The sequence below is a fragment of the Pseudomonas sp. MPB26 genome (assembly GCF_046605355.1).
Taxonomy (GTDB): domain Bacteria; phylum Pseudomonadota; class Gammaproteobacteria; order Pseudomonadales; family Pseudomonadaceae; genus Aquipseudomonas; species Aquipseudomonas cedrina.
In genome coordinates this window covers 4,323,161-4,346,307 of sequence record NZ_CP176793.1, presented here as the reverse complement: position 1 = coordinate 4,346,307, position 23,147 = coordinate 4,323,161, and the positions used below count along the sequence as shown (strand labels likewise).

Sequence of the window (23,147 nt, the reverse complement as noted above, 5' to 3'; positions counted from 1 at the left end):
CATAGCGACCTATGTATAATGCCGCCGCTGACCAAAGAGTCACTACCGCCGACCGCTCTGGAACAGACGCCTTCGGCTCGCAAAGCAGGACTATTACAATAGTCCACCCGCTTGACGCTCGACTGATGCAACCCAACATCACCGCGAAGAAACCTCGACATTTCGCTCATGGATGACTTTGAACGAACGCGCTCCACCCGGCGCATCTCGAGTTTCTGCGCACGCTTTCAGCAAAGAAGAGAGTTAATCCGAATATGCCCACCCGCTCGAAGATCATCTATACCTTCACCGACGAAGCCCCGGCCCTCGCCACCTATTCACTGCTGCCTATCGTAGAGGCCTTCACCGCTTCCGCTGATATTGCCGTGGAAACCCGCGACATCTCCCTCGCCGCGCGCATCCTCGCAAGCTTCCCCGAGCAATTGGGCGCCAAGGCCATCCCGGACCACCTCGCCGAACTGGGCGACCTGGCCGTTACGCCTGAAGCCAACATCATCAAGCTGCCTAACATCAGCGCCTCGACCCCGCAGCTGCAAGCCGCGATCAAGGAACTGCAGGCCCAGGGCTACGCCCTGCCGGACTACCCGGAAACCGTAACCACCGACGCGGAAAAAGAAACCCGTGCCCGTTACGACAAGGTCAAGGGCAGCGCCGTAAACCCGGTCCTGCGCGAAGGCAACTCCGACCGTCGCGCACCGCTGTCGGTGAAGAACTACGCGCGCAAGCACCCGCACAAGATGGGCGCCTGGGCTGCCGACTCCAAGTCGCATGTGGCCCACATGGACAATGGCGATTTCTACGGCAGCGAAAAAGCCGTGCAGATCGAAGCCGCCGATGCTGTCAAAATCGAGCTGATCGCCAAGGACGGCACCGCCACCGTCCTGAAGGAAAAGACCTCGGTACAGGCCGGTGAAATCATCGACACCGCCGTGTTGAGCAAGAAGGCCCTGCGCGCGTTCATCGCCGCCGAGATCGAAGACGCCAAGAAGCAAGGCGTACTGCTGTCGGTTCACTTGAAAGCCACCATGATGAAGGTCTCCGACCCGATCATGTTCGGCCAGATCGTTGCCGAGTTCTATAAAGACGCTCTGACCAAGCACGCCGCCGTGCTCGAGCAGATCGGCTTTAACCTGAACAACGGCATCGGCGACCTGTACGCCCGCATCAAGGCGTTGCCGGCTGACCAGCAGGCACAGATCGAAGCCGACATCCAGGCCGTCTACGCCGCTCGTCCGTCCCTGGCGATGGTCAACTCCGACAAAGGCATCACCAACCTGCACGTGCCGAGCGACGTCATCGTCGACGCCTCGATGCCAGCCATGATCCGTGACTCCGGCAAGATGTGGGGCACCGACGGCCAGTTGCATGACACCAAGGCCGTGATCCCGGATCGCTGCTACGCCACCATCTACCAGGCGGTCATCGAAGACTGCAAGGCCAATGGCGCGTTCGACCCGACCACCATGGGCAGCGTGCCAAACGTCGGCCTGATGGCGAAGAAAGCCGAAGAGTACGGCTCCCACGACAAGACCTTCCAGATCAAGGCTGACGGCGTTGTCCGCGTCACCGACAGCAAGGGCAACCTGCTGATGGAACAGAACGTCGAAGCCGGCGACATCTTCCGCATGTGCCAGACCAAAGACGCGCCGATCCAGGACTGGGTCAAGCTGGCCGTCAACCGCGCCCGCGCCAGCGGCACCCCGGCCATCTTCTGGCTGGACCCCAAGCGTGCGCACGACGGCGTCGTGGTCGAGAAAGTTCAGGCCTACCTGAAAGACCACAACACCGAAGGCCTGGACATCCGCATCATGTCGCCGGTCGAGGCGATGAAGTTCACCCTGGAGCGCACCCGCAAGGGCCTGGACACCATTTCGGTGACCGGCAACGTACTGCGCGACTACCTGACCGACCTGTTCCCGATCATGGAACTGGGCACCAGCGCCAAGATGCTGTCGATCGTGCCGCTGATGAACGGCGGTGGCCTGTTCGAAACCGGCGCCGGCGGCTCGGCTCCGAAACACGTGCAGCAACTGGTGGAAGAGAACTTCCTGCGCTGGGATTCCCTGGGCGAGTTCCTGGCCCTGGCCGCGTCCCTTGAGCATTTGGGTGTGACGTACAACAACCCGAAAGCCCTGGTACTGTCCAAGACCCTGGACCAGGCCACCGGCCAGTTCCTCGACAACAACAAGTCGCCATCGCGTAAAGTCGGCAACATCGACAACCGCGGCAGCCACTTCTACCTGGCGCTGTACTGGGCACAAGCCCTGGCCGCCCAGACCGAAGACACTGCACTGCAAGCGCAGTTCGGCGAACTGGCCAAGACCCTGACCGAGAACGAAGCGACCATCGTTGCCGAACTCAACGCCGTACAGGGCAAGCCAGTGGATATCGGCGGCTACTACGCGCCGAACCCGGAGCTGACCAGCAAGGCCATGCGCCCGAGCAACACCTTCAATGCGGCGATTGCCAAGTTGAAGTAAGGCTGTAAGGCTGCAAAGAAGCCCCGGCCCCGTGCCGGGGTTTCTGTTTGTGCCTACTACTACCGATTTAATTGAAGAAACCCAATCAAATGTGGGAGCTGGCTTGCCTGCGATAGCGGTGGGTCAGCTACTGAATAGCTCGCTGATAGACCGCTATCGCAGGCAAGCCAGCTCCCACATTGAATGCAATTCTGACCAAGATCACGTCGCATCCAGAATCGAGGCAACCATGACCTGGCAACCCCACATCACCGTCGCCACCCTCGTCGAGGACAACGGCCGCTTCCTGATGGTCGAAGAACTCAAGGGCGGCCGCGCGGTGCTCAACCAGCCCGCCGGCCACCTTGACCCGGACGAAACCCTCACCGAAGCCGCCGTGCGCGAAACGCTTGAGGAAACCGGTTGGGACGTCGAGCCCACCGGCATCGTCGGCATCTACCTGTACACTGCCCCAAGCAATGGCGTGACCTATCAACGCGTCTGCTTTATCGCCAAGGCGCTGCAACACCACCCCGACTATCAACTCGACGAAGGCATCCTGCGCGCCCGCTGGCTGAGCCGCGACGAACTGATGGCCTTGCGCGACGACTGGCGCAGCGAGCTGATCATCCGCTGTATCGATGATTATCTGGCCGGCCAGTGCCACAGTCTCGAATTGATCCGCCCTTCTCTTTAGCCTTGAAGGCTGGAGCCTGATAGAATCGCGTCCTTTTTCAAGACACCCATTGAAACCCTATGCGTGATCCAGCCCCTTCTGACACACAAAAGAAGCGCGTCATCGTCGGCATGTCCGGCGGCGTGGATTCTTCCGTTTCCGCCGTTCTGCTCATGGAGCAGGGTTATGAGGTGGAAGGCCTGTTCATGAAGAACTGGGAAGAAGACGACGGAACGGAATATTGCACCGCCATGGACGACCTGGCGGATGCCCAGGCCGTGTGTGACAAGATCGGCATCAAGCTGCACACCGCCAACTTCGCCGCCGAGTACTGGGACAATGTGTTCGAGCACTTCCTGGCCGAGTACAAGGCCGGCCGCACGCCGAACCCGGATATCCTGTGCAACCGCGAGATCAAGTTCAAGGCGTTCCTCGACTACGCCATGATGCTCGGTGCCGACCTGATTGCCACCGGCCACTACGTGCGCCGTCGCGATATCGATGGCCGCACCGAACTGCTCAAGGGCCTGGACCCGAACAAGGACCAGAGCTACTTCCTGCACGCCGTCGGCGGTGAACAGATCGCCAAGACCCTGTTCCCGGTGGGCGAGCTGGAAAAACCCGAAGTGCGCAGGATCGCCGAGCAACACGGCCTGGCCACCGCCAAGAAGAAGGATTCCACCGGCATCTGCTTTATCGGCGAGCGGCGTTTCAGCGACTTCCTCAAGCAGTACCTGCCGGCGCAACCGGGCGAGATCAAGACGACCGAAGGCGATGTCATCGGCCGCCACCACGGCCTGATGTACCACACCATCGGTCAGCGTCAGGGCCTGGGCATTGGCGGCTTGAAAGACGCAGGCGAAGAGCCATGGTACGTGCTGGTCAAGGACCTGGAAAACAACGTGCTGGTCGTCGGCCAGGGTAACGAACACCCGCTGCTGTTCTCCGGCGCCCTGCTCGCTTCCGAGATCTATTGGGTCAACCCGATCGACCTGAGCACCCCGCGCCGCCTGACCGCCAAGGTGCGCTATCGCCAGGGCGACCAGGCCTGCACACTGGAAAAAACCGCCAGCGGCTACCGCGCTACCTTTGATGAGCCGCAACGCGCGGTCACCCCTGGCCAGTCCGTGGTGTTCTACGACGGTGAGATTTGCCTGGGCGGCGGCGTGATTGAAGTCGCGCAAGCCTGGGGCACCCCGGCATGAGCCCGACCCAGGAGCAGTTGACCGCACTCGGCGGGGTTTTCCTCGCCGCGGTGCTGGTGGACAAAATCGCCAAGACCGGCCAGGTCACCGAGGCCGGCCTGACCTGCATGCTCGGCAGCCTGCTGATCCGCGACCCCAAGGACACCCTTGAGGTCTACGGTGGCGACGACCTGGCGCTGCGTGAAGGCTACCGCGCGCTGATCGGCGCCCTGGAGCGCGACCCCAGCACCTTGCAGCGCGAACCGTTGCGCTACGCCCTGTCGATGCTCGGCCTGGAGCGTCAACTGGCCAAGCGCGAAGACATGCTGGAAACCATCGGCAAGCGCCTGCCGCAGATCCAATCCCAAGTGGAGCACTTCGGCCCGGCTCACGAAAACGTGATCGCCGCCTGTGGCGCGCTGTACCAGGACACCTTGAGTACCTTGCGCCAGCGCATCCAGGTGCACGGCGACATGCGCAACCTGCAACAACCGAACAACGCCTCGAAAATCCGCGCGCTGCTGCTGGCCGGTATTCGTTCGGCGCGGTTGTGGCGCCAGTTGGGCGGGCATCGCTGGCAGTTGGTGATCAGCCGGCGCAAATTGCTCAAAGAGCTTTACCCGTTGATGCGCAACGAATAAGTCGCACCCGCGGGCTATTTTCAAGCCGTTACGCGTAATACGCCGGTCAGTTGGCAACGGACCGGCGGATTTTTTCATGTATGATACGCGCCCCATTTCGTTGCCCGACTGTCCGAGAACACCCCATGCAGCTCTCTTCGCTCACTGCGGTTTCCCCTGTTGACGGCCGCTACGCCGGCAAAACCCAGGCCCTGCGCCCTATTTTCAGCGAATACGGCCTGATCCGTGCTCGCGTGCTCGTTGAAGTGCGCTGGCTCCAGCGCCTGGCCGCTCACCCCGCCATCAGCGAAGTGCCGGCGTTTTCCGCCGAGGCCAACGCCGTCTTGAATACCCTGGCGGAAAACTTCTCCCTGGAGCACGCCGAGCGTGTGAAAGAGATCGAGCGCACCACCAACCACGACGTAAAAGCCATCGAATACCTGCTCAAGGAGCAGGCGGCCAAGCTGCCGGAACTGGCCCAGGTCAGCGAGTTCATCCACTTTGCCTGCACCAGCGAGGACATCAACAACCTGTCCCACGCCCTGATGCTGCGCGAAGGCCGTGATGACGTGATGCTGCCACTGATGCGCCAGACTGCCGACGCGATCCGCGAACTGGCCATCCGCTTCGCCGACGTGCCGATGCTGTCGCGCACCCACGGTCAGCCGGCGTCGCCGACAACGCTGGGCAAGGAACTGGCCAACGTGGTGTACCGCCTCGAGCGCCAGATCGCTCAGGTCGCCGCCGTGCCGCTACTGGGCAAGATCAACGGCGCCGTGGGCAACTACAACGCGCATCTGTCGGCCTACCCCGAGATCGACTGGGAAGCCAACGCCCGCGCCTTCATCGAAGACGAACTGGGCCTGGGCTTCAACCCGTACACCACGCAGATCGAACCCCACGACTACATTGCCGAGCTGTTCGACGCCATCGCGCGCTTCAACACCATCCTGATCGACTTCGACCGCGATATCTGGGGCTACATCTCCCTGGGCTATTTCAAGCAGCGCACCATTGCCGGTGAAATCGGTTCGTCGACCATGCCGCACAAGGTCAACCCGATCGACTTCGAAAACTCCGAAGGCAACCTCGGCATCGCCAACGCGCTGTTCCAGCACCTGGCCAGCAAATTGCCGATTTCCCGCTGGCAGCGCGACCTGACCGACTCCACCGTATTGCGCAACCTCGGCGTGGGCTTTGCCCACAGCGTGATCGCGTACGAAGCCAGCCTCAAGGGCATCAGCAAGCTTGAGCTCAACGCGCAGAAGATCGCCGCTGACCTGGACGCCTGCTGGGAAGTCCTGGCCGAGCCGATCCAGACCGTGATGCGCCGCTACAACATCGAAAACCCCTACGAGAAGCTCAAAGAATTGACGCGCGGCAAGGGGATCACCTCCGAAGCACTGCAAACTTTCATTGACGGCCTGGACATGCCAGCGGCGGCCAAGGCCGAGCTGAAACTGCTGACCCCGGCCAACTACATCGGCAATGCTGTCGAGCAAGCCAAGCGCATCTGATCCACGCAAGACCCTTGAGACGCCCGGCCGCGCCGGGCGTTTTTATTCCAGTCTTAAAAGTGCTTTTTTTCAATAGGTTACACATGAATCCTGATATCCCTCTTCAACTTCTGGGCGGCATCACGGCACGGGAATTCCTGCGCGACTACTGGCAGAAGAAACCCTTGCTGATCCGCCAGGCCATCCCTGACTTCGAAAGCCCTATCGACGCCGACGAACTGGCTGGCCTGGCGCTGGAAGAAGAAGTCGAATCGCGCCTGGTGATCGAACACGGCGAACGCCCATGGGAACTGCGTCGCGGCCCGTTCGCCGAAGATACCTTCAGCACCTTGCCCGAACGCGAGTGGACCCTGCTGGTGCAGGCGGTCGACCAGTTCGTGCCGGAAGTCGCCGAGCTGCTGGAACAGTTCCGCTTCCTGCCAAGCTGGCGCATCGACGATGTGATGATCAGCTTCGCCGCGCCGGGTGGCAGCGTCGGTCCGCACTTCGATAACTACGATGTGTTCCTGCTGCAAGCCCAGGGCAAGCGCAACTGGAAGATCGGCCAGATGTGCAGCTCCGAGAGCCCACTGCTGCAGCACGCCGACCTGCGCATCCTCGCCGACTTCGAAGAAAGCGCCGAATGGGTGCTGGAACCGGGCGACATGCTCTACCTGCCGCCGCGCCTGGCGCATTTCGGCATCGCCGAAGATGACTGCATGACCTACTCGGTCGGGTTCCGCGCACCGAGCGCCGCTGAAGTGCTGACTCACTTCACCGACTTCCTTGCCCAGTACCTGACCGACGAAGAACGCTACACCGACGCCGACGCCCAGCCGGTCAGCGACCCGCACCAGATCCAGAGCGACGCCCTCGACCGCCTCAAGAGCTTGCTGGCCGAGCACATGAGCGACGAACGTATGCTGCTGACCTGGTTCGGCCAATTCATGACCGAACCGCGCTACCCGGAACTGGTGGCCGGCGAGGAAGTGGGCGAAGAGGATTTTGTCAGCAGCCTGCAAGACGGCGCGATTCTGGTGCGCAACCCGAGTGCGCGCATGGCCTGGTCGGAAGTGGACGACGATGTGCTGCTGTTTGCCAGCGGCCAGAGCCGTTACCTGCCGGGCAAGCTGCGCGAGTTGCTCAAACTGATCTGCGCCGCCGATGCCCTGCACGCCGACAACCTCGGCCCATGGCTGGCGGACGAAGACGGCCGCGACCTGCTGTGCGAACTGGTCAAGCAAGGAAGCCTGGGATTTGCCGATGAATAAGATTCACGTGAGTGTCGCGAATTGGCAAAAGGATATCGCCGAGATCAGGCGCATTCGTGAAGCGGTGTTTATCGCCGAACAATCGGTTCCACCCGAGCTGGAATGGGACGCGGACGACGCAGGTGCGATGCACTTTCTGGCATTCGAAGGCGACTTCCCGATTGGCACCGCTCGGCTGCTGCCCAGCGGCGAGATCGGCCGCGTGTCGGTACTCAAGGACTGGCGCGGCCTGAAGGTCGGCGACAAGCTGATGGAAACGGTGATCGGCGTCGCCGAGCAGCGTGGCCAGACCCGGCAGTTCCTGAGTGCGCAGGTGTATGCGGCGCCGTTCTATGAGCGGCTGGGTTTCAAGATCGTCAGCGACGAGTTTCTTGAAGTCGGGATTCCGCATGTGGATATGGTGCGCGGGGACTGATCCAAGACCGAGTGGCCTTCATCGCAGGCAAGCCAGCTCCCACAAGGGAATGCGGTCAAATGTGGGAGCTGGCTTGCCTGCGATAGCGATTTCAGCAACACCACAGAATGCCCTGCCTGCCAGGGCATTTTGCCGTCCACGATTCAATTTGCGACCCCTCAGGCCGACAAACTGGCACTATCCAGCCAAATGACTCGCAGAGATCACGGACATGTCCCTACGCACCCTGCTCACCGCCCTCCTCCTGACCGCCAGCGTCTCGGCCATGGCCGACACCGCAGTCGTCAACCTGAGCAACCGCACCAGCGCCGACCTGCTGCCGTTGGCGCAGAACTTCATCGGCAAGGACGGCACCGTCAGCGCATACGGCAACCAGCTGATTGTTAACGCTGACCCCGCAAAAATCGAAGGCCTGCACGCCTTGCTGTCCCAGCTCGACACTCCGGCCAAACGCCTGCTGATCACCGTCGACACCAATGAAACCAACCAGCAGAACCGCGGCGACAGCCAGGCCCGCATCATCAGCTACGGCACCATCAGCCGCGATGGCGGCATCCAGCAGATCCAGGCCAGCGAAGGCGTGCCCGCACTGATCCAGGTAGGCCAGAGCGTTCCGCTGACGACCACCCAGCAAGACAGTTATGGCCGCCCGCAGAACCAGACCCAATACCGTAACGTCACCCAGGGTTTCTACGTGACCGCCAGCGTCACCGGCGAAACCGTTCACCTGGCGATCAGTACCAACCGTGACCGCATGAGCCAGGAACGTCCCGATGTAGTGAACGTGCAAAGCACCGACACAACGGTCAGCGGACGCCTCGGCGAGTGGATCACCCTGGCCGGGATCAATCGCCAAACCCAAGCCGACAAATCCTCTACAAGCCGCAGTTACTCTACTCAGGGCCGCGACGACCTGACTGTACGGGTCAAGGTCGACACCTTGAACTGAAGCACCAAAAACTGACTGATGAGTCGTATTAGACCAAAGATGTAGTGCTTTGAAAAAAGCACTACAAAATGTTTGACGACCCCAAAAAGGCTGTGCATGATGGCCTCGCTCCCGCTAATCAGGGCCCTGGCAAGGGCCTTCGAACCCTTACAAAATGCGACGACGAGGTTTATCTACATGGCACTGACACGCGAACAGCAAATTGCAGCCCTCGAGAAAGACTGGGCTGAAAACCCACGCTGGAAAGGCGTGACCCGCGCTTATTCCGCTGCTGACGTCGTCCGCCTGCGCGGCTCGGTTCAACCTGAGCATACCTTTGCAAAACTCGGCGCCGAGAAACTGTGGAACCTGGTGACCCAAGGGGCCAAGCCGTCCTTTCGTCCCGACAAAGATTTCGTCAACTGCATGGGCGCCCTCACTGGCGGCCAGGCAGTGCAGCAGGTGAAAGCCGGTATCCAGGCGATCTACCTGTCCGGCTGGCAAGTGGCGGCGGACAACAACTCCGCCGAATCCATGTACCCCGACCAATCGCTGTACCCGGTGGACTCGGTGCCAACCGTGGTCAAGCGCATCAACAACGCGTTCCGTCGCGCCGACCAGATCCAGTGGAAAGCCGGCAAGGGCCCGGGCGATGAAGGCTACATCGACTACTTCGCGCCCATCGTGGCTGACGCCGAAGCCGGTTTCGGCGGCGTACTCAACGCCTACGAGCTGATGAAGAGCATGATCGAGGCAGGCGCCGCCGGCGTGCACTTCGAAGATCAGCTGGCTTCGGTGAAGAAATGCGGTCACATGGGCGGCAAAGTACTGGTACCTACCCAGGAAGCCGTACAGAAGCTGACCGCTGCCCGCCTGGCCGCTGATGTGGCCGGCACGCCGACCATCATCCTGGCGCGTACCGACGCCAACGCCGCCGACCTGCTGACCTCGGATTGCGACCCGTACGACCAGCCGTTCGTGACCGGCGAGCGCACCCAGGAAGGTTTCTACAAAGTGCGTGCCGGTCTCGACCAGGCGATCGCCCGCGGCCTGGCCTACGCGCCGTACGCCGACCTGATCTGGTGCGAAACCGCCAAGCCGGACCTGGACGAAGCGCGTCGTTTCGCTGAAGCGATCAAGAAGGAATACCCGGACCAACTGCTGTCCTACAACTGCTCGCCGTCCTTCAACTGGAAGAAAAACCTGGACGACGCGACCATCGCCAAGTTCCAGCGCGAACTGTCCGCCATGGGCTACAAGCACCAGTTCATCACCCTGGCCGGCATTCACAACATGTGGCACAGCATGTTCAACCTGGCGCACGACTACGCCCGCAACGACATGACCGCCTACGTGAAGCTGCAAGAGCAGGAATTTGCTGACGCAGCGAAGGGCTACACCTTCGTGGCGCACCAGCAAGAGGTGGGCACCGGCTACTTCGACGACATGACCACCGTGATCCAGGGCGGCACTTCGTCCGTGACCGCGCTGACCGGTTCGACCGAAGAAGAGCAGTTCCACTGATCCACTGAGTACACGGCCACTGCGGCCCCAAGGAAGACCTAACCGCAGTGCCGCACAGCGATCACGCCCCGACTGGTTCGGGGCGTTTTTTTTGCCCGCAGGGAAGTTCTCTGACACCACACGGGGCTAAATGTGGGAGCTGGCTTGCCTGCGATAGCGGTGTGCCAGGCACCCAATTAATGACTGACACACCGCTATCGCGGGCAAGCCCGGCTCCCACAGGAAGAGTTTTGTGCAAAACATTGATCCAGAGCGGTATTAACGCTTGCAAAAACGGTTAAAAGATCCCCGTCGGCAACTAAGCGACAAACCAGCAAGTAACGGCAACTTCCCTCGCCACACGAGAAACATTCGCTTAAACCCCGCGCAAACAATATTCATTATCATTTGGCGCCTGGAAACTTCGTTACCCGTTAAACAAAACACATTTGATTGAATGCCCGCTAATGCCCGCCACACAAGGGCTGCAGCCCCAAGAAGGTGCACTATGTGGTTATTCAACCGAATAATTTCGCCTTGGGAATTTTACTTGCCCGGTGTTTAGCCATAAAATCATCCCGATTGATTGCAGTGCGACATATCGTCACTGCGTCGTTACTTTTTCGAGCTCAGAGACCTTTGCTCTCTGTTAAGGATTTCCAGCATGACCGAAGCGACAGGACTCATCGCCCACAACTGGGGCTTTGCCATTTTCCTCCTCGGTGTCGTGGGCCTCTGCGCCTTCATGCTCGGCGTGTCCAGCCTCCTCGGGTCAAAAGCCTGGGGTCGCAGCAAAAACGAACCGTTCGAATCCGGCATGCTGCCTACAGGTGGCGCCCGCTTGCGGCTCTCAGCCAAATTCTATCTGGTCGCGATGCTGTTCGTGATCTTCGATATCGAAGCCCTTTTTCTCTTTGCCTGGTCTGTGTCCGTCCGCGAAAGCGGCTGGACCGGATTCGTCGAAGCCCTCGTTTTCATAGCAATTCTGTTGGCAGGCCTTGTCTACCTATTTCGAGCGGGCGCCCTTGACTGGGCTCCGGAAGCTCGTCGTAAGCGGCAAGCGAAGCTGAAACAATGAGGCTTTGGCGATGCAATACAATCTCACCAGGATCGACCCGGATGCTCCTAACGAGCAGTACCCCATCGGCAAGCGGGAAACCGTTTCCGACCCGTTAGAAGACCAAGTCCACAAGAACATCTACATGGGCAAGCTGGAAGACGTACTGAATGGTGCGGTCAACTGGGGGCGTAAAAACTCCCTGTGGCCGTACAACTTCGGTCTTTCGTGCTGCTACGTGGAAATGACCACCGCCTTCACGGCGCCCCACGACATCGCGCGCTTTGGCGCCGAGGTTATCCGGGCATCACCGCGCCAGGCGGATTTCATGGTTATCGCCGGTACGCCGTTCCTGAAAATGGCCCCCATCATCCAGCGCCTGTATGAACAGATGCTGGAACCCAAGTGGGTCATTTCCATGGGCGCCTGTGCCAATTCCGGCGGCATGTACGACATCTATTCCGTGGTTCAGGGGGTCGACAAGTTCCTCCCGGTGGATGTCTACGTGCCCGGCTGTCCGCCCCGCCCCGAAGCGTTCCTGCAAGGCTTGATGCTGCTGCAGGAATCGATCGGACAGGAGCGTCGCCCGTTGTCCTGGGTCGTCGGCGATCAAGGCGTGTACCGCGCCGACATGCCGTCGCAAAAGGAACAGCGCCGCGAACAGCGAATCGCAGTCACCAATCTGCGCAGCCCCGACGAAGTCTGATCCAGCTCAGCTCTGCATAAGAAACGAGACACTGGCTTCATTCTTTACGTTGACCGAAAGCGATAAATAACCATGACTACAGGCAGTGCTCTGTACATCCCGCCTTATAAGGCAAACGACCAGGACGTGGTCGTCGAACTGAACAACCGTTTTGGCGCCGAGGCGTTCACCGCCCAGGAGACCCGCACCGGCATGCCCGTGTTGTGGGTTGCCCGCGCCAGGCTCATCGAAGTCCTGACCTTCCTGCGCAACCTGCCCAAGCCCTACGTCATGCTCTATGACCTGCATGGCGTGGACGAGCGTCTGCGCACCAAGCGCCAGGGCTTGCCGACTGGCGCCGATTTCACCGTGTTCTACCACTTGATGTCGCTGGAACGTAACAGCGACGTGATGCTCAAGGTCGCCCTGTCCGAAAGCGACCTGAGCGTACCGACCGTGACCGGCATCTGGCCGAACGCCAACTGGTACGAGCGTGAAGTCTGGGACATGTTCGGCATCGACTTCCCGGGCCACCCGCACCTGACCCGCATCATGATGCCACCGACCTGGGAAGGTCACCCGCTGCGCAAGGACTTCCCGGCGCGCGCCACCGAGTTCGACCCCTACAGCCTCACCCTGGCCAAGCAACAGCTCGAGGAAGAAGCGGCGCGGTTCAACCCGGAAGACTGGGGCATGAAGCGTTCGGGCACCAACGAGGACTACATGTTCCTCAACCTGGGCCCCAACCACCCCTCGGCTCACGGCGCCTTCCGTATCATCCTGCAACTGGACGGTGAAGAAATCGTCGACTGCGTACCGGACATCGGCTACCACCACCGTGGCGCCGAGAAGATGGGCGAGCGCCAGTCGTGGCACAGCTACATCCCCTACACCGACCGCATCGACTACCTCGGCGGCGTGATGAACAACCTGCCGTACGTGCTCTCGGTCGAGAAGCTGGCCGGCATCAAGGTACCGGACCGCGTCGACACCATCCGCATCATGATGGCCGAGTTCTTCCGGATCACCAGCCACCTGCTGTTCCTGGGTACCTACATCCAGGACGTAGGCGCCATGACCCCGGTGTTCTTCACCTTCACCGACCGCCAGAAAGCCTACACCGTGATCGAAGCGATCACCGGCTTTCGCCTGCACCCGGCCTGGTACCGCATCGGCGGCGTGGCCCATGACCTGCCGCGCGGCTGGGAGCGCCTGGTCAAGGAGTTCATCGACTGGATGCCCAAGCGCCTGGACGAATACCAGAAAGCCGCCCTGGACAACAGCATCCTCAGGGGCCGTACCATCGGTGTTGCCCAGTACAACACCAAGGAAGCGCTGGAATGGGGCGTTACCGGCCCAAGCCTGCGCGCTACCGGCCTGGATTTCGACCTACGCAAGGCGCGCCCTTATTCCGGCTACGGCAACTTCGAATTCGAAGTACCGCTGGCGGCCAATGGCGATGCCTATGACCGTTGCATCGTGCGCGTCGAAGAAATGCGCCAGAGCCTGAAGATCATCGAGCAGTGCATGCGCAACATGCCGGCAGGCCCGTACAAGGCGGATCACCCGCTGACCACGCCGCCGCCCAAAGAGCGCACGCTGCAGCACATCGAAACCCTGATCACGCACTTCCTGCAGGTTTCGTGGGGCCCGGTGATGCCGGCCAACGAATCCTTCCAGATGATTGAAGCGACCAAGGGTATCAACAGTTATTACCTGACGAGCGATGGCGGCACCATGAGCTACCGCACCCGGATTCGTACACCAAGCTTCCCGCACTTGCAGCAGATCCCTTCGGTGATCAAAGGCGAGATGGTCGCGGACTTGATTGCGTACCTGGGTAGTATCGATTTCGTTATGGCCGACGTGGACCGCTAAGCATGAACAGCACGCTTATCCAGACAGACCGTTTCACCTTGAGTGAAACCGAGCGCTCGGCCATCGAGCACGAGCTGCATCACTACGAAGACCCGCGCGCGGCGTCGATCGAAGCCTTGAAGATCGTCCAGAAGGAGCGTGGCTGGGTGCCGGACGGCGCCCTCTACGCTATCGGCGAGATCCTCGGCATCCCCGCCAGCGACGTTGAAGGCGTGGCGACGTTCTACAGCCAGATCTTTCGCCAGCCGGTAGGCCGCCACATCATTCGCGTGTGCGACAGCATGGTCTGCTACATCGGTGGCCACGAGTCCGTGGTCAGCGAAATCCAGGCCAAGCTCGGCATCGGCCTGGGCCAGACCACCGCAGACGGCCGCTTCACGCTGCTGCCGGTGTGCTGCCTGGGCAACTGCGACAAGGCGCCGGCGTTGATGATCGACGACGACACATTCGGTGACGTGCAGCCTGCTGGCGTGACCCAATTGCTCGAGGGCTACCCATGACCCTGACATCTTTCGGCCCGGCCAACCTGATCAAGCGTTCGGCCGAGACTCACCCCCTGACCTGGCGCCTGCGTGACGACGCCGAGCCCGTGTGGCTCGACGAATACCAGGCCAAGAATGGTTACGCGGCCGCGCGCAAAGCCTTCGCCGACATGGCCCAGGACGACATCGTCCAGACCGTGAAAGACGCCGGCCTCAAAGGCCGCGGCGGTGCAGGCTTCCCCACGGGCGTGAAGTGGGGCCTGATGCCCAAGGACGAATCCATCAACATCCGCTACCTTTTGTGCAACGCGGATGAAATGGAGCCTAACACTTGGAAAGACCGCATGCTGATGGAGCAACTGCCCCATCTGCTGATCGAAGGCATGCTGATCAGCGCACGCGCGCTGAAAACCTACCGGGGCTACATCTTCCTGCGCGGCGAATACACCACCGCCGCCAAGCACCTCAACCGCGCCGTGGCCGAAGCCAAGGCCGCGGGCCTGCTGGGCAAGAACATCCTCGGCTCGGGTTTCGACTTCGAACTGTTCGTGCACACCGGCGCCGGGCGTTATATCTGCGGTGAAGAAACCGCACTGATCAACTCCCTCGAAGGCCGCCGCGCCAACCCGCGTTCTAAGCCGCCCTTCCCGGCCGCCGTGGGCGTATGGGGCAAGCCGACCTGCGTGAACAACGTCGAGACCCTGTGCAACGTACCGGCGATCATCGCCGACGGCGTCGACTGGTACAAATCGTTGGCGCGCCCCGGCAGTGAAGACATGGGCACCAAGCTCATGGGCTTCTCCGGCAAGGTCAAGAACCCCGGCCTGTGGGAACTGCCGTTCGGCGTGACCGCACGCGAGCTGTTCGAGGACTACGCCGGCGGCATGCGCGACGGCTACACCTTGAAAGCCTGGCAGCCAGGCGGCGCCGGCACCGGTTTCCTGCTGCCCGAGCACCTTGACGCACAAATGTATGCCGGCGGTATCGGCAAGGTGGGCACCCGCATGGGTACCGGCCTGGCGATGGCGGTAGACAACACGGTCAACATGGTCTCGCTGCTGCGCAACATGGAACAGTTCTTTGCCCGTGAATCCTGCGGCTTCTGCACGCCATGCCGCGACGGCCTGCCGTGGAGCGTCAAGCTGCTGATGGCCCTGGAAAACGGCGAAGGCCGCGAGGGTGACATCGAAACCCTGCTGGGCCTGGTCAATTTCCTCGGCCCTGGCAAGACGTTCTGTGCTCACGCACCGGGCGCCGTGGAGCCACTGGGCAGCGCAATCAAATACTTCCGCCCTGAATTCGAGGCCGGCATCGCGCCAACCCGCGCGGGCGAGCTCACTCAGGTGGTAACGCCGACCATGGTCGGCGCGTAACGTTTCAAGGAAGCGAAGGGTCCGTGCCCTTCGCCTTTCTCATGTGCTGACGCCTTGATGGCTGTGTAGATGCACATGAATAACAAGATTCCATTAGCCACGCCCGCTGACAACGGGCCAACGAAGAACTTTGAACCATGGCCACTATCCACGTAGACGGCAAAGCGCTCGAAGTCGATGGGGCGGACAACCTGTTACAGGCATGTCTGTCACTCGGCCTCGACATCCCGTATTTCTGCTGGCACCCCGCGCTTGGTAGCGTCGGTGCCTGTCGCCAGTGTGCGGTCAAGCAGTACACCGACGAGAACGACACCCGTGGTCGTATCGTCATGTCGTGCATGACCCCAGCCACCGACAACACCTGGATCTCCATCGACGATGACGAATCCAAGGCGTTCCGCGCCAGTGTCGTCGAATGGCTGATGACCAACCATCCCCACGACTGCCCGGTCTGTGAGGAAGGCGGTCACTGCCACCTGCAAGACATGACGGTGATGACTGGCCACAACGAGCGCCGTTATCGCTTCACCAAGCGTACCCACCAGAACCAGCAACTGGGCCCGTTCATTTCCCACGAGATGAACCGCTGCATCGCCTGCTACCGCTGCGTGCGCTTCTATAAGGACTACGCCGGCGGCACCGACCTCGGCGTGTTCGGCGCCCACGACAACGTGTACTTCGGTCGCGTTGAAGACGGCGTGCTCGAAAGCGAGTTCTCCGGCAACCTCACCGAGGTCTGCCCGACCGGTGTGTTCACCGACAAGACCCACTCCGAGCGCTACAACCGCAAGTGGGACATGCAATTCGCCCCGAGCATCTGCCATGGCTGCTCCAGCGGTTGCAACATCTCGCCGGGCGAGCGCTACGGTGAACTGCGCCGTATCGAAAACCGCTTCAACGGTTCGGTCAACCAATACTTCCTGTGCGACCGTGGCCGTTTCGGCTACGGCTATGTCAACCGCGAAGACCGCCCACGCCAGCCGCTGCTGGCCGACGGCGCCAAGCTGAGCCTGGACGCCGCGCTGGACAAGGCCGCCGACCTGCTGCGTGGCCGTAACATCGTCGGGATCGGCTCGCCACGTGCCAGCCTCGAAAGTAACTTCGCGTTGCGCGAGCTGGTCGGCGCCGAGCACTTCTACAGCGGCATCGAAGCCGCAGAGCTGGAGCGCATCCGCCTGGTTCTGCAGGTACTCAATGACAGCCCGCTGCCCGTGCCGAACATGCGCGACATCGAAGACCACGACGCGATTTTCGTGTTGGGTGAAGACCTGACCCAGACCGCCGCGCGTATTGCGCTGTCGCTGCGCCAGTCGGTCAAAGGCAAGGCCGAAGACATGGCCGACGCCATGCGCGTACAGCCTTGGCTCGACGCGGCGGTGAAGAACATTGGCCAGCACGCGTTGAACCCGCTGTTTATCGCAAGCCTGGCTGAAACCAAGCTCGACGATATCGCCGAAGAATGCGTACACGCGGCGCCGGACGACCTGGCCCGTCTCGGTTTCGCCGTGGCTCACGCCCTGGACGCCAGCGCACCGGCAGTCGAAGGTTTGGACACTGAAGCCGTTGAACTGGCCCAGCGTATCGCCGACGCCCTGCTGGCCGCCAAGCGCCCATTGATCATCGCCGGTACCTCGTTGGGTTCCAAGGCGCTGATCGAAGCCGCCGCCAACATCGCCAAGGCCCTGAAGCTGCGCGACAAGAACGGTTCCATCAGCCTGGTCGTGCCGGAAGCCAACAGCCTTGGCCTGGCCATGCTCGGTGGCGAGTCCGTGGACGCAGCGCTGCAAGCGGTGATCGACGGCACTGCCGACGCCATCGTGGTGCTGGAAAACGACCTGTACACCCGCCTCGACGCGGCCAAGGTCGACGCTGCGCTGAACGCGACCAAGGTCCTGATCGTCGCCGACCACCAGAAGACCGCCACCAGCGAGCGTGCCGACCTGGTGTTGCCGGCGGCGACCTTCGCCGAAGGCGACGGTACCCTGGTCAGCCAGGAAGGCCGCGCCCAGCGCTTCTTCCAAGTGTTCGATCCGAAATACATGGACGCCGGCATCCTGGTGCACGAAGGCTGGCGCTGGCTGCATGCCCTGCGCGCGACCTTGCTGAACCAGCCGATCGACTGGACCCAGCTCGACCACGTGACTGCCGCCACCGCCGCCAGCGCGCCGCAGCTGGCGCGTATCGTCGATGCCGCGCCGTCCGCCGCGTTCCGCATCAAGGGCTTGAAAATGGCCCGTGAACCGCTGCGTTACTCCGGGCGCACCGCCATGCGCGCCAACATCAGCGTGCACGAACCGCGTACCCCGCAAGATAACGACACCGCGTTCGCCTTCTCCATGGAAGGTTACTCGGGTTCGGTCGAACCGCGTCAGCAGGTGCCGTTCGCCTGGTCGCCGGGCTGGAACTCGCCGCAGGCCTGGAACAAGTTCCAGGACGAAGTCGGTGGTCACATCCGCGCCGGCGACCCGGGCACCCGCCTGATCGAAAGCAGCGGTGATTCGCTGAACTGGTTCGCTGCGGTACCGCGTCCGTTCAACCCGGCCCAGGGTACCTGGCAGGTCGTGCCGTTCTTCCACCTGTTCGGCAGCGAAGAGACTTCTTCCAAGGCCGCGCCGGTTCAGGAACGCATTCCCGCGCCTTACGTGTCCCTGGCCAAGTCCGAAGCCGATCGCCTCGGCGTCAACGACGGTGCGCTGCTCAGCCTGAACGTGGCCGGCCAGACCCTGCGCCTGCCGCTGCGCATCAACGAAGCGTTGGGCGCCGGCCTGGTGGCATTGCCCAAAGGCATCGCCGGTATTCCTGCGGCAATCTTTGGCAAAACCGTTGACGGTCTGCAGGAGGCAGCGCAATGACCTGGTTCACCCCTGAAGTGATCGACGTGATCATCTCGGTCATCAAGGCCATCGTGATCCTGTTGGCCGTGGTCGTTGCGGGCGCCCTGCTCAGCTTCGTCGAACGTCGCCTGCTGGGCTGGTGGCAGGACCGTTACGGTCCGAACCGCGTTGGCCCGTTCGGTATGTTCCAGATCGCCGCCGACATGCTGAAGATGTTCTTCAAGGAAGACTGGACGCCGCCGTTCGCCGACAAGGTGATCTTCACCCTGGCGCCGGTGGTGGCCATGAGCGCCTTGCTGATCGCCTTTGCCGTCATCCCGATCACCCCGACCTGGGGCGTGGCGGACCTGAACATCGGCTTGCTGTTCTTCTTCGCCATGGCCGGTTTGTCGGTGTACGCCGTGCTGTTCGCCGGTTGGTCGAGCAACAACAAGTTCGCCCTGCTGGGCAGCTTGCGTGCCTCGGCGCAAACCGTATCCTATGAAGTGTTCATGGGGTTGGCGCTGATGGGCATCGTGGTGCAGGTCGGCTCGTTCAACATGCGCGATATCGTCGAGTACCAGGCGCAGAACCTGTGGTTCATCATTCCGCAGTTCTTCGGCTTCTGTACCTTCTTCATCGCGGGCGTCGCCGTGACTCACCGTCACCCGTTCGACCAGCCGGAAGCGGAACAGGAACTGGCCGACGGTTACCACATTGAATATGCCGGCATGAAGTGGGGCATGTTCTTCGTCGGTGAGTACATCGGCATCATCTTGATCTCGGCCCTGCTGGTCACGCTGTTCTTCGGCGGCTGGCACGGTCCGTTCGGCATCCTGCCGCAGTTGGCGTTCTTCTGGTTCTTCCTGAAGACCGCGTTCTTCATCATGTTGTTTATCCTGCTGCGCGCTTCCATTCCGCGTCCACGATACGACCAGGTGATGGATTTCAGCTGGCGCTTCTGCCTGCCGCTGACCCTGATCAATTTGCTGGTGACCGCTGCCGTTGTGTTGTTGAACACGCCAGCGGGCGCGGTTCAGTGAGGATTTGACCCATGTTCAAATATATTGGCGACATCGTTAAGGGTACCGGTACCCAGTTGCGAAGCCTGGTGATGGTGTTCGGTCACGGCTTTCGCAAACGCGACACCCTGCAATACCCGGAAGAAGCGGTGTACCTGCCGCCGCGCTATCGCGGCCGTATCGTGCTGACCCGCGACCCCGATGGCGAAGAGCGTTGCGTTGCCTGCAACCTGTGCGCCGTGGCGTGCCCGGTGGGTTGCATCTCCCTGCAGAAAGCTGAAACCGAAGACGGTCGCTGGTACCCGGACTTCTTCCGCATCAACTTCTCGCGCTGCATTTTCTGTGGCCTCTGCGAGGAAGCCTGCCCGACCACCGCGATCCAGCTCACGCCGGATTTCGAGATGGCCGAGTTCAAACGTCAGGACCTGGTGTACGAGAAAGAAGATCTGCTGATATCCGGTACCGGTAAAAACCCTGATTACAACTTCTATCGTGTTGCAGGTATGGCCGTTGCCGGTAAGCCCAAAGGCGCCGCACAAAACGAAGCCGAGCCAATCAACGTGAAGAGCTTGCTGCCTTAAGGAAGAAAGATGGAATTCGCTTTCTATTTCGCATCGGGTATCGCAGTTGTGTCCACGCTTCGCGTGATCACCAACACCAACCCCGTGCACGCCCTGCTCTACCTGATCATCTCGCTGATCGCCGTGGCCATGACCTTTTTCGCACTCGGCGCGCCGTTCGCCGGTGTGCTGGAAGTGATCGCCTACGCCGGCGCCATCATGGTGCTGTTCGTGTTTGTGGTGATGATGCTCAACCTGGGGCCGGCTTCGGTCGCTCAGGAGCGCGTCTGGCTCAAGCCCGGCATCTGGCTCGGCCCGGTTGTCCTCGCAGCATTGCTGCTGGGTGAACTGCTGTATGTGCTGTTCGCTCACCAGAGCGGCCAGGCCATCGGCCACACCACCGTGGACGCGAAAGCCGTGGGCATCAGCCTGTTCGGCCCGTACCTGCTGGTGGTCGAACTGGCTTCGATGCTGCTGCTCGCCGCAGCCATCACCGCCTTCCACTTGGGCCGCAACGAAGCCAAGGAGCAATGACGATGCCTGCTATCCCCTTGGAGCATGGTCTGGCGGTCGCCGGCATCCTGTTCTGCCTTGGCCTGGTCGGCCTGATGGTCCGCCGTAACATTCTGTTTGTGTTGATGAGCCTGGAAATCATGATGAACGCCGCGGCACTGGCGTTCATTGTCGCGGGTGCACGTTGGGGCCAGCCGGATGGACAAGTCATGTTCATCCTGGTGATCAGCCTGGCAGCCGCCGAGGCCAGTATCGGCCTGGCGATCCTGCTGCAACTGTATCGTCGCTTCCACACGCTTGATATCGACGCTGCCAGTGAGATGCGCGGATGAACATGATCTTTCTGACTTTCGTATTTCCCCTGATCGGTTTCCTGCTGCTGTCGTTCTCTCGCGGACGCCTGTCGGAAAATGTCTCAGCCTTAATTGGCGTAGGCTCGATTGGCCTGTCGGCGATCGTTGCCGCCTATGTCATCTGGCAATTCAACGTGGCGCCGCCCGAAGGCGGTCACTACACCCTGGTGCTGTGGCAGTGGATGTCGGTGGAGGGCTTCAAGCCCAACTTCGCCCTCTACGTCGACGGCCTGTCGATCACCATGCTCGGCGTGGTGGTGGGTGTGGGCTTCCTGATCCACCTGTTCGCGTCCTGGTACATGCGCGGTGAAGCGGGCTACTCGCGCTTCTTCGCGTACACCAACCTGTTTATCGCCAGCATGCTGTTCCTGGTGCTGGGCGATAACCTGTTGTTCCTGTACTTCGGCTGGGAAGGCGTGGGCCTGTGCTCGTACCTGTTGATCGGTTTCTACTACAGCAACCGCAATAACGGCAACGCGGCGCTCAAGGCGTTTATCGTCACCCGCATCGGCGACGTGTTCATGGCCATCGGCCTGTTCATCCTGTTCCAACAGGTGGGCACGCTGAACATCCAGGAACTGCTGGTGCTGGCACCGCAGAAATTCCAGGTCGGCGACTTCTGGATCACCCTGGCGACCCTGATGCTGCTGGGTGGCGCCGTCGGTAAATCGGCGCAACTGCCGCTGCAAACCTGGCTGGCGGATGCGATGGCTGGCCCTACCCCGGTGTCGGCACTGATCCACGCCGCAACCATGGTGACCGCCGGTGTCTACCTGATCGCGCGTACCCACGGCCTGTTCACCCTGGCGCCGGATATCCTGCACCTGGTGGGCGTGGTCGGCGGCGTGACCCTGGTACTGGCCGGCTTCGCTGCCCTGGTGCAGACCGACATCAAGCGCATCCTCGCCTACTCGACCATGAGCCAGATCGGCTACATGTTCCTGGCCCTGGGCGTCGGCGCCTGGGACGCGGCGATCTTCCACCTGATGACCCACGCGTTCTTCAAGGCGCTGCTGTTCCTCGCTTCCGGTGCGGTGATCGTGGCCTGCCACCATGAGCAGAACATCTTCAAGATGGGCGGCCTGTGGAAGAAACTGCCGCTGGCCTACGCCAGCTTCATCGTCGGTGGCGCCGCGCTCGCCGCGCTGCCGTTGGTGACCGCCGGTTTCTACTCGAAAGACGAAATCCTCTGGGAAGCCTTCGCCAGCGGTAACCAGAACCTGCTCTACGCAGGCCTGGTGGGTGCGTTCATGACCTCGCTGTACACCTTCCGTCTGATCTTCATCACCTTCCACGGTGAAGCCAAGACCGAAGCGCACGCAGGCCACGGCATTTCCCACTGGCTGCCGCTGTCGGTGCTGATCGTGCTGTCGACCTTCATCGGCGCCCTGATCACCCCGCCACTGGCCGGTGTGCTGCCTGAAAGCGTCGGCCATGCCGGCGGCGCCGACAAGCACAGCCTGGAAATCGCCTCGGGTGCCATCGCCATTGCCGGTATCCTGCTGGCGGCCCTGCTGTTCCTCGGCAAGCGTCGCTTCGTCACGGCGGTCGCCAACAGTGGCATCGGGCGCTTCCTGTCGGCCTGGTGGTTCGCCGCCTGGGGCTTCGATTGGCTCTACGACAAACTGTTCGTCAAGCCTTACCTCGCCATCAGCCATGTACTGCGTAAAGATCCGCTCGACCAGACCATCGGTTTGATCCCGCGTGCCGCCAAGGCCGGTCACACCGCCCTGAGCCGCAGCGAGACCGGCCAATTGCGTTGGTATGCAGCGTCCATGGCGGCGGGTGCCGTTCTGGTGATCGGCGCCATCGTCGTGGTAGCGGTCTGACTATGTTTAAGTGCACTGCGTACTTTGCGA

20 protein-coding genes are annotated in these 23,147 nt (G+C 61.4%); all 20 read left to right on the top strand.

What is annotated here, in order from left to right:
* Positions 1-254 precede the first annotated feature (254 nt).
* The 20 genes from ACLH0H_RS20100 to nuoL all read left to right on the top strand — a co-directional run bounded on the left by ACLH0H_RS20100 (position 255) and on the right by nuoL (position 23,117).
* Positions 255-2,480, top strand: coding sequence for an NADP-dependent isocitrate dehydrogenase (locus ACLH0H_RS20100; RefSeq protein WP_411379345.1), 2,226 nt, complete (start codon positions 255-257; stop codon positions 2,478-2,480).
* A 229-nt stretch (positions 2,481-2,709) separates the two neighbouring features.
* The gene (locus ACLH0H_RS20095; RefSeq protein WP_411379344.1) at positions 2,710-3,156 is read left to right on the top strand and encodes an NUDIX hydrolase; all 447 of its coding nucleotides are present in this window, start codon (positions 2,710-2,712) and stop codon (positions 3,154-3,156) included.
* A 59-nt stretch (positions 3,157-3,215) separates the two neighbouring features.
* Entirely contained in the window at positions 3,216-4,340 is a 1,125-nt protein-coding gene (gene mnmA / locus ACLH0H_RS20090; RefSeq protein WP_057721791.1) for a tRNA 2-thiouridine(34) synthase MnmA, read from the top strand.
* Complete coding sequence (gene hflD, locus ACLH0H_RS20085) at positions 4,337-4,960, top strand: high frequency lysogenization protein HflD (protein ID WP_016969254.1); 624 nt, start codon at positions 4,337-4,339, stop codon at positions 4,958-4,960. The genes mnmA and hflD overlap by 4 nt, the downstream gene beginning before the upstream one ends.
* Before the next feature lie 125 nt (positions 4,961-5,085).
* Positions 5,086-6,456 (top strand): adenylosuccinate lyase, encoded by a 1,371-nt coding sequence (gene purB, locus ACLH0H_RS20080; RefSeq protein ID WP_411379343.1) that lies wholly within the window; start codon positions 5,086-5,088, stop codon positions 6,454-6,456.
* Positions 6,457-6,539: 83 nt separating this feature from the next.
* Positions 6,540-7,706 (top strand): JmjC domain-containing protein, encoded by a 1,167-nt coding sequence (locus tag ACLH0H_RS20075; RefSeq protein ID WP_411379342.1) that lies wholly within the window; start codon positions 6,540-6,542, stop codon positions 7,704-7,706.
* Positions 7,699-8,121 carry a GNAT family N-acetyltransferase gene (locus tag ACLH0H_RS20070; RefSeq protein WP_411379341.1) on the top strand — a complete coding sequence of 141 codons (423 nt, stop codon included), beginning with the start codon at positions 7,699-7,701 and terminating at the stop codon, positions 8,119-8,121. The genes ACLH0H_RS20075 and ACLH0H_RS20070 overlap by 8 nt, the downstream gene beginning before the upstream one ends.
* Positions 8,122-8,332: 211 nt before the next feature.
* Positions 8,333-9,070, top strand: coding sequence for a secretin N-terminal domain-containing protein (locus ACLH0H_RS20065; protein WP_411379340.1), 738 nt, complete (start codon positions 8,333-8,335; stop codon positions 9,068-9,070).
* A gap of 177 nt (positions 9,071-9,247) precedes the next feature.
* Positions 9,248-10,573 (top strand): isocitrate lyase, encoded by a 1,326-nt coding sequence (gene aceA / locus ACLH0H_RS20060; protein ID WP_034106845.1) that lies wholly within the window; start codon positions 9,248-9,250, stop codon positions 10,571-10,573.
* Positions 10,574-11,216: 643 nt separating this feature from the next.
* Positions 11,217-11,630 carry an NADH-quinone oxidoreductase subunit A gene (locus tag ACLH0H_RS20055; RefSeq protein ID WP_411379339.1) on the top strand — a complete coding sequence of 138 codons (414 nt, stop codon included), beginning with the start codon at positions 11,217-11,219 and terminating at the stop codon, positions 11,628-11,630.
* A gap of 10 nt (positions 11,631-11,640) precedes the next feature.
* Complete coding sequence (locus tag ACLH0H_RS20050) at positions 11,641-12,315, top strand: NuoB/complex I 20 kDa subunit family protein (protein ID WP_076950803.1); 675 nt, start codon at positions 11,641-11,643, stop codon at positions 12,313-12,315.
* 72 nt (positions 12,316-12,387) lie between these two features.
* Positions 12,388-14,172 carry an NADH-quinone oxidoreductase subunit C/D gene (gene nuoC, locus ACLH0H_RS20045; protein ID WP_411379338.1) on the top strand — a complete coding sequence of 595 codons (1,785 nt, stop codon included), beginning with the start codon at positions 12,388-12,390 and terminating at the stop codon, positions 14,170-14,172.
* A 2-nt stretch (positions 14,173-14,174) separates the two neighbouring features.
* Positions 14,175-14,672: an NADH-quinone oxidoreductase subunit NuoE gene (gene nuoE / locus ACLH0H_RS20040; RefSeq protein WP_003232080.1), complete on the top strand. Its 498-nt coding sequence runs from the start codon at positions 14,175-14,177 to the stop codon at positions 14,670-14,672.
* Complete coding sequence (nuoF, locus tag ACLH0H_RS20035) at positions 14,669-16,027, top strand: NADH-quinone oxidoreductase subunit NuoF (protein WP_186689804.1); 1,359 nt, start codon at positions 14,669-14,671, stop codon at positions 16,025-16,027. Before nuoE ends, nuoF begins: the two co-directional genes overlap by 4 nt.
* A gap of 137 nt (positions 16,028-16,164) precedes the next feature.
* Complete coding sequence (nuoG, locus tag ACLH0H_RS20030) at positions 16,165-18,879, top strand: NADH-quinone oxidoreductase subunit NuoG (protein WP_411379337.1); 2,715 nt, start codon at positions 16,165-16,167, stop codon at positions 18,877-18,879.
* On the top strand, positions 18,876-19,883 hold the full coding sequence (gene nuoH / locus ACLH0H_RS20025; protein ID WP_411379336.1) for an NADH-quinone oxidoreductase subunit NuoH: 1,008 nt from the start codon (positions 18,876-18,878) through the stop codon (positions 19,881-19,883). The genes nuoG and nuoH overlap by 4 nt, the downstream gene beginning before the upstream one ends.
* A gap of 11 nt (positions 19,884-19,894) precedes the next feature.
* Complete coding sequence (gene nuoI / locus ACLH0H_RS20020; RefSeq protein WP_076950807.1) at positions 19,895-20,443, top strand: NADH-quinone oxidoreductase subunit NuoI; 549 nt, start codon at positions 19,895-19,897, stop codon at positions 20,441-20,443.
* 9 nt (positions 20,444-20,452) lie between these two features.
* Positions 20,453-20,956 (top strand): NADH-quinone oxidoreductase subunit J, encoded by a 504-nt coding sequence (nuoJ, locus tag ACLH0H_RS20015; RefSeq protein WP_057721781.1) that lies wholly within the window; start codon positions 20,453-20,455, stop codon positions 20,954-20,956.
* Positions 20,957-20,958: 2 nt separating this feature from the next.
* Positions 20,959-21,267 (top strand): NADH-quinone oxidoreductase subunit NuoK, encoded by a 309-nt coding sequence (nuoK, locus tag ACLH0H_RS20010; RefSeq protein ID WP_003174727.1) that lies wholly within the window; start codon positions 20,959-20,961, stop codon positions 21,265-21,267.
* Positions 21,264-23,117, top strand: a complete 1,854-nt coding sequence (gene nuoL / locus ACLH0H_RS20005; protein ID WP_411379335.1) for an NADH-quinone oxidoreductase subunit L — start codon at positions 21,264-21,266, stop codon at positions 23,115-23,117. Before nuoK ends, nuoL begins: the two co-directional genes overlap by 4 nt.
* Positions 23,118-23,147: the final 30 nt, after the last annotated feature.

Excerpts from the sequence above, each read along its gene's own strand:
- ACLH0H_RS20100 (WP_411379345.1), top strand. The coding sequence starts at position 255 with ATGCCCACCCGCTCGAAGATCATCTATACCTTCACCGACGAAGCCCCG.
- ACLH0H_RS20095 (WP_411379344.1), top strand. The coding sequence starts at position 2,710 with ATGACCTGGCAACCCCACATCACCGTCGCCACCCTCGTCGAGGACAAC.
- mnmA (WP_057721791.1), top strand. The coding sequence starts at position 3,216 with ATGCGTGATCCAGCCCCTTCTGACACACAAAAGAAGCGCGTCATCGTC.
- hflD (WP_016969254.1), top strand. The coding sequence starts at position 4,337 with ATGAGCCCGACCCAGGAGCAGTTGACCGCACTCGGCGGGGTTTTCCTC.
- purB (WP_411379343.1), top strand. The coding sequence starts at position 5,086 with ATGCAGCTCTCTTCGCTCACTGCGGTTTCCCCTGTTGACGGCCGCTAC.
- ACLH0H_RS20075 (WP_411379342.1), top strand. The coding sequence starts at position 6,540 with ATGAATCCTGATATCCCTCTTCAACTTCTGGGCGGCATCACGGCACGG.
- ACLH0H_RS20070 (WP_411379341.1), top strand. The coding sequence starts at position 7,699 with ATGAATAAGATTCACGTGAGTGTCGCGAATTGGCAAAAGGATATCGCC.
- ACLH0H_RS20065 (WP_411379340.1), top strand. The coding sequence starts at position 8,333 with ATGTCCCTACGCACCCTGCTCACCGCCCTCCTCCTGACCGCCAGCGTC.
- aceA (WP_034106845.1), top strand. The coding sequence starts at position 9,248 with ATGGCACTGACACGCGAACAGCAAATTGCAGCCCTCGAGAAAGACTGG.
- ACLH0H_RS20055 (WP_411379339.1), top strand. The coding sequence starts at position 11,217 with ATGACCGAAGCGACAGGACTCATCGCCCACAACTGGGGCTTTGCCATT.
- ACLH0H_RS20050 (WP_076950803.1), top strand. The coding sequence starts at position 11,641 with ATGCAATACAATCTCACCAGGATCGACCCGGATGCTCCTAACGAGCAG.
- nuoC (WP_411379338.1), top strand. The coding sequence starts at position 12,388 with ATGACTACAGGCAGTGCTCTGTACATCCCGCCTTATAAGGCAAACGAC.
- nuoE (WP_003232080.1), top strand. The coding sequence starts at position 14,175 with ATGAACAGCACGCTTATCCAGACAGACCGTTTCACCTTGAGTGAAACC.
- nuoF (WP_186689804.1), top strand. The coding sequence starts at position 14,669 with ATGACCCTGACATCTTTCGGCCCGGCCAACCTGATCAAGCGTTCGGCC.
- nuoG (WP_411379337.1), top strand. The coding sequence starts at position 16,165 with ATGGCCACTATCCACGTAGACGGCAAAGCGCTCGAAGTCGATGGGGCG.
- nuoH (WP_411379336.1), top strand. The coding sequence starts at position 18,876 with ATGACCTGGTTCACCCCTGAAGTGATCGACGTGATCATCTCGGTCATC.
- nuoI (WP_076950807.1), top strand. The coding sequence starts at position 19,895 with ATGTTCAAATATATTGGCGACATCGTTAAGGGTACCGGTACCCAGTTG.
- nuoJ (WP_057721781.1), top strand. The coding sequence starts at position 20,453 with ATGGAATTCGCTTTCTATTTCGCATCGGGTATCGCAGTTGTGTCCACG.
- nuoK (WP_003174727.1), top strand. The coding sequence starts at position 20,959 with ATGCCTGCTATCCCCTTGGAGCATGGTCTGGCGGTCGCCGGCATCCTG.
- nuoL (WP_411379335.1), top strand. The coding sequence starts at position 21,264 with ATGAACATGATCTTTCTGACTTTCGTATTTCCCCTGATCGGTTTCCTG.